This is a genomic window from Myxococcus sp. AM011 (genome assembly GCF_013372595.1).
Lineage (GTDB): Bacteria > Myxococcota > Myxococcia > Myxococcales > Myxococcaceae > Myxococcus > Myxococcus eversor.
In genome coordinates this window covers 1-9,400 of the sequence record NZ_JABXEM010000355.1, presented here as the reverse complement: position 1 = coordinate 9,400, position 9,400 = coordinate 1, and the positions used below count along the sequence as shown (strand labels likewise).

General features: G+C 66.5%; 6 protein-coding genes. 3 read left to right on the top strand and 3 right to left on the bottom strand.

Annotation, left to right across the window (positions count from 1 at the left end; translation table 11 throughout):
• The coding region (locus HUW62_RS42915; protein WP_176437731.1) for an FtsX-like permease family protein at positions 1–618 on the top strand (618 nt) is incomplete at its 5' end.
• A 247-nt stretch (positions 619–865) separates the two neighbouring features.
• Here the strand turns inward: HUW62_RS42915 and HUW62_RS42910 are convergent.
• The 3 genes from HUW62_RS42910 to HUW62_RS42900 form a co-directional block, all read right to left on the bottom strand.
• Positions 866–1,168: a hypothetical protein gene (locus tag HUW62_RS42910; RefSeq protein ID WP_163866211.1), complete on the bottom strand. Its 303-nt coding sequence runs from the start codon at positions 1,166–1,168 to the stop codon at positions 866–868.
• A 123-nt stretch (positions 1,169–1,291) separates the two neighbouring features.
• Complete coding sequence (locus tag HUW62_RS42905; RefSeq protein ID WP_163866210.1) at positions 1,292–2,002, bottom strand: hypothetical protein; 711 nt, start codon at positions 2,000–2,002, stop codon at positions 1,292–1,294.
• A 288-nt stretch (positions 2,003–2,290) separates the two neighbouring features.
• Positions 2,291–5,599 carry an RCC1 repeat-containing protein gene (locus tag HUW62_RS42900; RefSeq protein WP_176437730.1) on the bottom strand — a complete coding sequence of 1,103 codons (3,309 nt, stop codon included), beginning with the start codon at positions 5,597–5,599 and terminating at the stop codon, positions 2,291–2,293.
• A 729-nt stretch (positions 5,600–6,328) separates the two neighbouring features.
• Here HUW62_RS42900 and HUW62_RS42895 point away from each other — a divergent pair.
• Both HUW62_RS42895 and HUW62_RS50205 read left to right on the top strand, forming a co-directional pair.
• Positions 6,329–7,645 carry a hypothetical protein gene (locus tag HUW62_RS42895; RefSeq protein ID WP_176437729.1) on the top strand — a complete coding sequence of 439 codons (1,317 nt, stop codon included), beginning with the start codon at positions 6,329–6,331 and terminating at the stop codon, positions 7,643–7,645.
• Positions 7,646–8,103: 458 nt separating this feature from the next.
• Positions 8,104–9,400 (top strand): ATP-binding protein (locus HUW62_RS50205; protein ID WP_368670624.1); only part of this gene is annotated, 1,297 nt, incomplete at its 3' end.

Here is a 9,400-nt window from a genome sequence, read left to right as displayed (position 1 = left end):
GTGGCGGACATGAGGGGGCGGGCGCTGGACAGTCCGGCGGAGCCGGAGCTCTATGCGCCGCTGGGGCAGACGCCGTGGCCGGCGACGACGCTGCTGGTGCGCAGCAAGCTGCCGATGGAGACCGTGGCGGCGGCGGCGAAAGCGGAGCTGCTGCAGTTGGACTCGCAGTTGTCGATGCGCAAGCCGACGACGCTGGAGGCGAACCTGGAGCGCTCGGTGGCGAACCGGAACTTCCAGCGGGTGTTGTTCCTGGCCTTCGCGGCGTCGGCGGTGGCGCTGGCCTCGCTGGGTATCTACGGGTTGATGGCGTACAGCGTGGCGCAGCGCAAGCGGGAGCTGGGCATCCGGCTGGCATTGGGAGCGATGCCGTCGGACGTGGTGCGGCTGGTGATGAGGCAGGCGCTGCGGATGTGCGCGCTGGGGTTGGGCGTGGGCTTGCTGCTGGCGCTGGCCTTGTCCCAGGTGTTGGAGGGGATGTTGTACGACGTGAGCGCGACGGACCCGTTGACCTTCCTGGCGGTGCCCGTGCTCCTGCTCACCGTGGTGGTGCTGGCCAGCTGGCTGCCCGCGCGCAAGGCGTCGAAGGTGTCACCTGGCGTGGCGATGTCCGCGGACTGAGGGCCTGACGCTCGCCCACTCCCACGTCGGGAGTGGGCGAACGCCATCCGCCCAGCCAGTACGCACGACCGCCACTGCGAAGGGCGCGGGTTAGCAACTCTTCGAAGGAGGAGGCGATGCGCTTCGTTTCGGGGAACGTCACATTTCTTCTTGTTGCGGCTCAACGAATGCGGTGCAACTCCGTCCCAGAGAGAGCTGCGAACGCCTGACTCCGCAGCACTCAACTCGTTGGCGACTGCTCCAGTCGTTACGGCGAGATCGCCTTGTAGTCTACTCGGTCACCCATGACTGCCCAATCAGTGACCACACCACAGAGGATGGAGGTCAGGACCAATCCAGCGTTCCTGAAGGTAGTCATGACCGCGTCCCTCAGATTTTCGGCCGTCCAGTGTTCAGGGATGGTTCCCATGACCGTGGTGTTGGGGAGAAAAACGGTCATGTTCGGCGTTGCTACGGTGAAGCCCGCCTTCCCCAGAATGCTATAGGCGGTCTTGTAGTCATCGCTGGTTTGAGGTCTCAAATCAAATGTAATGACTGCACCCTTTGCCATGGCACCACCTCTTTCGTGTCAGCAGCACACTTCGTTCTTCCTGTGAACTATTCATCAAGGAACTTGCACACCTTCTCCTGGCCCATCACACGAAAAAGAGAGGATGAGATCACTGCCCGGGGATTAGTACCTCGCAGCGTGTTCGCCAACGAGACCTCCCTTGGTCATCTTGACTTGGAGGTACTGATCCCTGCGGTGTTCGAACGCTCCCTTCAAACTGCGGTGAATCTCCTGGGCGACGTCTTGTGGCTTGTAATCTCCATCTGCCCTACCCTGAATGGTCAGGATGTGGTTTGCATATTGGAGAGCTCCCTCGGGGTACTTCTTCTTGATGAAGTCCCGTGTGACCGCCTCTTCTTTTTGAAAGTCCTCCTGCGAGCGCACGCCGTATTTCAGTGCGAGTTCGTCGTCCGGGATGATGGGGCGGGCGAATCTGTTCTTGGTGTCGACCTCGAAGAAGGCCCCTCGCTCACCATTCGCGGGATGGGTCCAGGTAAAGCTGACCATGTACAGGTTGGTTGCGACTTCTTTGGCTACCCAGCCCGTCACCACAATTTCGCCTCGTAGCTCTCCCAGGCGCGACTGAATCATGCTGTCGAGCCGAACCGCATGGGAGTTGTCCAGATAGCGATTAACCATGGAAGCAAAATCTTCAACACCTGTTTGCACGCTCTGTTTCGCCAATGCGATTGCCAGCTCCTCGCCCGTCGGCTGGATTGGCCGAATCGCACGGTATCCAAGGACGAGTGAGCCAAGCACTACGAGGGCAACGAGTATGGAGTTGACGAGCGTCTTGGTGGCGGAGATGCCAATAGACTTGATTCCTTCAGACATGGGTCCCCCAGCAGGTGGCGCCGTGACAGCAGATGCACGGTACATCGGCAGTCGGGCATCCGCGCTCCCTCCACAGAGGTATTGCGCTCGACGCATCGGGACGATGGGAGCCCAGTTGGGAGTAGCGGACGGCACCATAATGAGCGATGCGGGCTATTGACGAAACCCCGTGCGCCAAGAGCCGGACCGGCGCAGCAGGGATTCATCTCCAGCGGACACACAAGGGGCCCACGACCTGAACACCGGGCACGTGGGCCCCTCTCGCAAACGACGGCGCGACGTGACGCCTCACCAGACCTGCACGGGAGCGGCCCGGATGAGCGACAGCCCGGTGCCGAGCTGTCCATAGGTGCTGCTGCCCCAGGACCAGACGCTCCGGTCCGCGAGGATGGCGTGGGAATGGTCTCCTCCGGCGGAGACCGCCACGGCCGTCCCGAGCGGGCTCACTCGCGCGGGCAGCAGCTTCGACGTCGACGGGACGCCATCTCCCAGTTGACCCTGGTCATTGCGTCCCCACGCCCAGACCAGTCCTCCCACTGTGATTGCGAGATTGTGCTGCACGCCCGCTGAGAGCGACACCACTCCGGTCAGCACCTTCGTCTGCACGGGCGTGAGCTTGTTGACCGTGGTGTTGTCCCCCAGGTTTCCGTAGGCGTTATTGCCCCACCCCCACACCGTCCCGTCTGACTTCAATGCCAGGGAATGGCCATTGCCGGCCCCGATGGCGGTGACGCCCGTGAGCCCCAGCACCTGGGCGGGCAGCGACCGCGCTGTCGTGGAGTTGATCCCCAACTGGCCATAGGCATTGTGTCCCCACCCCCACACCGTCCCGTCCGCCCTCAAGGCCAGCGAGAACGAGTTTCCCGCCGCGATGGCCATCACCTGCGTCAGCCCCACCACCTGGACAGGCTGGGAGCGCAGGGTTTGTGTCCCATCGCCGACCTCTCCATATCCATTGCCCCCCCAGGCCCACACCGTCCCATCCTCCGCCAGGGCCATGCTGTGAGCGGCCCCCGTGGAGACGGAGAGAAACCTGACCGTGGACAGCACCTGGACGGGGGTGTTGCGTTGGGTCCGCGTCCCATCTCCCAACGCGCCGTTCGAGTTGGACCCCCAGGCCCACGCCGTTCCGTCTGACTTCAGCGCCAGCGCATGGTTGTACGCCATGGAGACCGCCAGCATCCCCGTCAGCCCGGACACCTCGATGGGCTCCGGCCGGGTGATGATGCTCCCGTCTCCCAACTGCCCCCAGACGTTCATGCCCCAGGCCTGGACCCTGCCGTCCGGAGTCAGCCCCAGCGCGACCTGGGAGGCCGCGGCCACCCCACGCGAGCGGAGAATCAAAGAAGGAACGGGGCTCGCCTTCCGGTCGGTCACCCCATCACCAATCTGTCCGGAGTAGTTGTACCCCCAGGACCACAGCGTCCCGTCGTCCTTCACCACCAGGGCATGACTCCCGCCAGCCACCAGGGACCGGACCGTGGACAGGCCAGGAACCTGCGCGGGCAGCGACCGCGCTGGTCCGCTGCCTCCACTCAGTTGGCCGGAGCCGTTGTACCCCCAGGTCCACACCGTCCCATCCGCCGTGAGCGCCGTGGAATACATCCCATTCGCTGACACGGCGACCACGCCCGAGAGTCCTACCACCGGAGCAGGTGTCATCCTCGAAGCGACGGTGCCGTCTCCCAACTGCCCGTAATCGTTGTTGCCCCAGGCCCAGACCGTCCCATCCGCCTTCAGCGCCAGGGAGTGGCTGTTGCCACCCGAGACACCCACCACGTCCGAGAGCCCCAGCACCTGCATCGGAGACAGGAGCCCCATTCCCGTCGGCTCCTCGGGGTCCAACTCCATCCACGATGTACTGTTGTGGCCCCACGTCCAAACGGTGCCGTCGGACTTCAAGGCCAGCGAATGCGCTTCGCCCGCGGCGAGCGAGACGATGTTCAACAACCCTGGGATTCGGGTGGGCACGGTCCGATTGAGGCCTGTGCCATCTCCGAGTTGGCCGATGGAGTTCGAGCCCCAGGCCCACACCGTGCCATCCGCCTTCAGCGCCAGCGCATGACGGAATCCGGTGGCCACGGCCGTGGCCACCAGCCCGCCATGCACCTGGACTGGGAGAAATCGCGCGGTCGTCGTCCCATCCCCGATGGAGCCGTAGGTGTTGGAGCCCCAGGCCCACACCGTGCCGTCTTCCCTGAGGACCACCGAGTGCAGTCCTCCGGCGGCGACAGAGCCCACCAGAGGCAGCCCCGGGAGCGTGACCTTGAGCGGAGCCCAGCGCGACACGGTCGTCCCATCGCCCAACTGCGCATACGTATTGCCGCCCCAGGACCAGGCGGCGCCATCCGCCTTCACCGCCAGGGAGTGATACTGCCCTCCCGAGGCCTCGACTCGCTCCAGCCACGCGCGCGTCGCCACGGGCACCGACTTCATCAGATACGTCCCGTCGCCCACCTGACCGTCGGTGTTCGAGCCCCAGGCCCAGACCTCTCCACTCGCCTTCACCGCCACCGAGTGCTGTCCGCCGCCCGCTGACACACCCCGGACCTGCGTGAGTCCTGGCACCTGCACGGGCGACAGCCGCTGGAGCATGCCTCCATCTCCCAGCTGCGACCGCGCGTTGCTCCCCCACGCCCACACCGTCCCATCGCCCTTCAGCGCCACGGTGTGCTGCCCGCCGCCCACCACCGCCTCGACTCCGCTCAACGCCGGAATCTGCGTGGGGACCAGAGTCACCGCGGTGGAGCCCAGGCCGAGCTGCCCTTCGTCGTTCTTGCCCCAGGTCCACACCGTCCCATCCACCTTCAACGCCACCGTGTGCGAGCCCCCACCCGACACCGACGTCAGGCCCGTCGGGCCCGGCAGCATGGCGGGCAGCGTGCGGCCCGTGAGGTCACCCGTCCCGAGCTGCCCGTCCGCGTTGCCACCCCAGGACCACACCCGCCCATCCGCCGTCAGCGCCAGGGAGTGGACGTTGCCCGCGGAGATGGCCATCACTCCAGTCAGCCCCTGCACCTGCACGGGGGACACGCGTCGCGTCGTCGTCCCGTCTCCCAGCTGCCCCGTCGCGTTGTTGCCCCAGGCCCACACCGTCCCGTCCGACTTCAAGACCAGGGAGTGGGAGAAGCCCGCGGCGATGGCCACGGCATTCGCCAGTCCTGGCACCGGCACGGGCACCGGACGCGAAGTCGTCGTCCCATCTCCAAGCTGTCCATTCAGGTTGTTGCCCCAGGACCACACCGTCCCATCCGACTTCAACGCCAGCGAATGCAGCTCACCCGCCCCGAGCGCCCGGATGTCGAACAAGCGCCACACCCGCACGGGGAACGGACGCGCGCGCGTCGTGCCATTGCCCAGTTGTCCAAAGGTATTGCCACCCCAGGACCACACCGTCCCATCCGAGCGCAGGGCCAGGGAGTGGTTGCGCCCCGCCAGCACCGTTCCCTGACGGGAGAAGCCTTCCGCGGCGCGCGCGGTGCCGGGCTCGGGTGCCGCTTCGACAGGCTCGCTCCCCGAGCAGCCCCCCAGCCACAGCGCGCACAGCAACCCGCACCACGCCGCGATGCCAGACATCCGTCTCGTGCCACGATTCATGTGTGATTCCCCCTCTTCAAACAGCTCGGGAACCAATCACCCGTGACGACGAAGAACAAGCCCCTGAATGTCTTTCACGACCCCCACGGGCGTGAATGACGTCTCGGGGCCCGGCTGACACCAGTGTCTCGCTTGCATCCAGACGCTAGGTCCTCGCAGACCTCGTTGAATCGGCGAATGAAGGCAGCGGGAGGGGTGCCGGGTGCTCTACTTGCGGGGTCCTTCCTCATCGGGATGGATGATGGAGGGGCTCCGCTTCACCGCGGCGCGCGCCCAGAGGAAAGCGGCTCCTCCTGCCGCCAGGAGCGCCCCGACAACGCCTGCCACGAGCCAACGGGTGGACTGCGACATGAGACACCTCCGAGCACCAGCATGGCCGGGCGGACTGGCCCGCCGGACGCCATCCTCTCCGGACAGGATACTTCCTCCCAGGCCTCGTGCAGGCCACACCACGACGTCCCTTTGTGCCCCTGGTGAGAGTGGCTCCAGGGAGGGGGGCTCCCCCCGCAGGCAACGGTAGGCCCTGCACCGACCTGGAGGAACCAGCGTTCCCTCGGGCTCCAGTCCTGGCGACAGCGGTTCACCCTCGGGTCGTCATCTTCCAGTCAAACCACGCCCACCTCCGTGCCGTCTCCCCTTGGAGTCGCCACGGTGGGAAGGAGTTTTCCCATCCCCACCGGGCATACGCCTTGCTGTCTTTCTGGCAGCAGCGAGATGCCGGGAGGGTGCATGCACGGCGGGTGGCGATGGGCGACGGCAGTGGGCATGGCGGTGTTCCTCGGCGCATGCGGCGAGTCGTCGGGCAAGGATGACGTCGACTCGCCGGATGGCCCTGGCCCCTGGCCCCTGGACGCGGTGAAGGACTACGCGACGGCGTTTGGCATTGGCGCGGGTGTCCGGAGCATCGGCGTCGACGAGGGGCACAACATCTGGCTGCTGAAGGGCGCGGAGATTGGCGTGCTGCGTCCCGGCGACACGGCGCCCACGTGGACGCGTGGCGTGGGACAGGCTGCGGAGGGCTTCGGGCGGGACAAGAAGGCGCTCGGCTCCACCGTCATCTGCGGGGGCGAGGCGGGGCGCGCCTACGTGGGCTACCACACCTACGAACTGCAGCCGGAGGTCCCGGACAAGCCCCACGCATACATCCCCGTGGAAGGAGAGCCCCACTACACCGCGGAGCGCTTCGCGGAGTACCAGAAGGGCGACCTGGACGCGGTGCGCCTGGAGTCCGACGGCCAGGTGGTGCTGGAGGAGCACCTGTGGCGCAGCGCGGGAGTGTCCGGCGGGCAGCAGCAGCTCGGCATCCGCAACACCAATGATTTCCACTACGACGAGGACCGCTCGGTGCTCGCCTGCCAGCGGGTGATGCGCGGCAGGGACCGGGGAGATGTCTACATCGGCACCAACCACGGCGTGACGTTGGTTCGCGGCCTCACATACAACAGCCACCGCCATGCGGCCTGGTATCTGGAGACACCGCGCGCGGACGGCAGCGTGTCCCAGTCGCTTCAGGCGGGCTTCAATTGGGGACTCGGCATCGGGGCCGGCGGTGAAGTGCTCGTGGCCAATGACTGGCTGGTGGGCATCCTCGAGCCGAACGGAGTGCTGGAGGACTTCGACAAGGAGCGCACCTGGGAGGGCCCGGTGCCCTGGAGCTACAAGGGGCACAACTCGCAACTCAACAGCCTGGAGGCCTTCGACCACTGGCGCGCGATTGCTCGCACGAAGGCGGGGACCACCTGGGTGGGCAGCCGTGACTTCGGCCTGTGGCGCATGGAACAGACGGACCGCTCCAGCGCGAACTATACGCGCATCACCACCCTGCCCTCCGACAACGTGACGGCGCTGGCGGCCACCGACGAGGGCATCGTCTACGTGGGCACCGACGACCAGGGCCTGTGGCGCATCGAGCGGGACGGAGAGACGCTCACTCGCGTGGACTCCGTGAATGGAAAGCAGGTGCTCCAGCTCGTGTATGACCCCACCGTGGCACCGGCCATGCTCTATGTCCTGACCGACACAGGGCTCACCGTGCTGCGGGAGTAACATCATCGACGGTGGCCCTGAGTCTGGCATCAACATGGACGCGCCCGTGCGATTCCGCGGGTGGGGTGGTGGTGATGGGACGTCTCCGCGCGACAGACCGCACAGGGGCGGAGTCGACCCGAGTCCCGAGTGCCACCGCCAGTCGGGCGCGCCCCTGTGGCCTTCCGGAAGCTCCGCGCGTACGGGGTGAGCTCCGAGCGGTGTCTGGATGGACTTGCGCGTAACGCACCATGCGAAGGAGAGAAGGGGAAAGGGGTTGCGGGCGGGTGTCGTCATGCGGCGTGGACACGGCTGGCGCCCCCGCGAGAGACTGCTCCGTGCCCCGAATGCCCATGCAGGATGTATCCCCTACTCCAGGGGTAGTGCGCCTTCGTGAGCAGCGATACCGACGGCATTTCCTCCGCGAGGACGGGCGGCAATTCGCCATCGTGCTGGGCGCGATGGGGGTGACCTTTGCCGTGACAGTGGGCAACGACTTCTCCCAGCTTCAGGGGGCCTGGCTGACTGTCTCCGTCTCCTCGCGAGCCCTGCTCCTCGTGGCTGCTGGGGTGGGGCTGGTCCTCCTGCGCCGCGCCCGGTCGCCCCGGCAGATGGATCAAACCGTCCAACTCGGGCTCGCCGCGATGGTGCTCTTCGGGTCCGTCGTCCATCTGTCGAAGCTGTCGACGGGACATATCCAAGGCCCCGTCATCGCCTGCGCCACCCTCATCTGCTGTTTCTCCTTTGCGATGCGAGGCCCCCTGCTCCCGCGGTCCATCGCCGGCGGTGTGTTCGTGCTTGGGGGGGTGGTGCTCGTCACCCTGGCAGGTCCCCAGGCGGCGATGGACACCCAAGGGCGCGTTGCGACCGCGCTCGCGCTCGCCACCCTGAACATCGTCGGCAGCCTCTCGGCCAGCTCGTTCGAGCAGCAGCGGCGCAAGCGCTTCGAGGCGGAGCGGCGGGAGCGGCAGGCGCGCCACGAACTGTCTGTCAAACTGCGCGAGCTCGCTGTGGAGAAAGAGCGCGCCGAGGCGATGTCGCACGCCCGCGCCGCGTTCCTCGCGGCGATGAGCCACGAGTTCCGCACGCCCATGAACGCGGTGATCGGCCTCTCTGACCTGGTCCTCGACACGTCGCTCAGCCTCGAGAGCCGGGCCCACGTGCGCACCATCAATGACAGTGCCCGAGCGCTGCTCCGGCTCCTTGAGGAAATCCTCGACTTCGCGAAGATCGACGCGCAGAAGCTCATCCTGTCGCATGCCCCCTTCGAGCTCCGAAAGCTCGCTGCCTCGGTCATCGACATGCTGCGGCCCGCGGCCAGGACCCGGTCGGTCGAGCTGTCATTGGAGCAGGGTCCCGACGTGCCGGCGCATGTCGTCGGCGATGATGCGCGCCTGCGGCAGGTGCTGGTGAACCTCACCTCCAACGCCATCAAGTTCACCGAGCGCGGCACGGTCCGTCTCCGAATCACCGCGCTCCCGCCAGGCCTGGAGCACGCGGCCGGGGACATGATTGAGTTCCGGGTCGAAGACACGGGCATCGGCATCTCGCCCGACGTGCTCGCGCGCCTGTTCCGGCCCTTCACACAGGCCGACTCCAGCATCACACGCCGCCACGACGGCACGGGGCTCGGACTGGCCATCAGCAAGCAGATCATCGCGGCGATGGGCGGTGACATCCTCGTCGAGAGCGAGCCCGGGCGTGGCTCGGTGTTCTCCTTCGCGCTCCAGCTCGCGGCCGCGGCCGCGAGCTGGAGCGCGAAGGAGAACACCGAGC

Coding starts and splice junctions, on each gene's coding strand:
- HUW62_RS42910 (WP_163866211.1), bottom strand. CDS start 1,168: ATGGCAAAGGGTGCAGTCATTACATTTGATTTGAGACCTCAAACCAGC.
- HUW62_RS42905 (WP_163866210.1), bottom strand. CDS start 2,002: ATGTCTGAAGGAATCAAGTCTATTGGCATCTCCGCCACCAAGACGCTC.
- HUW62_RS42900 (WP_176437730.1), bottom strand. CDS start 5,599: ATGAATCGTGGCACGAGACGGATGTCTGGCATCGCGGCGTGGTGCGGG.
- HUW62_RS42895 (WP_176437729.1), top strand. CDS start 6,329: ATGCACGGCGGGTGGCGATGGGCGACGGCAGTGGGCATGGCGGTGTTC.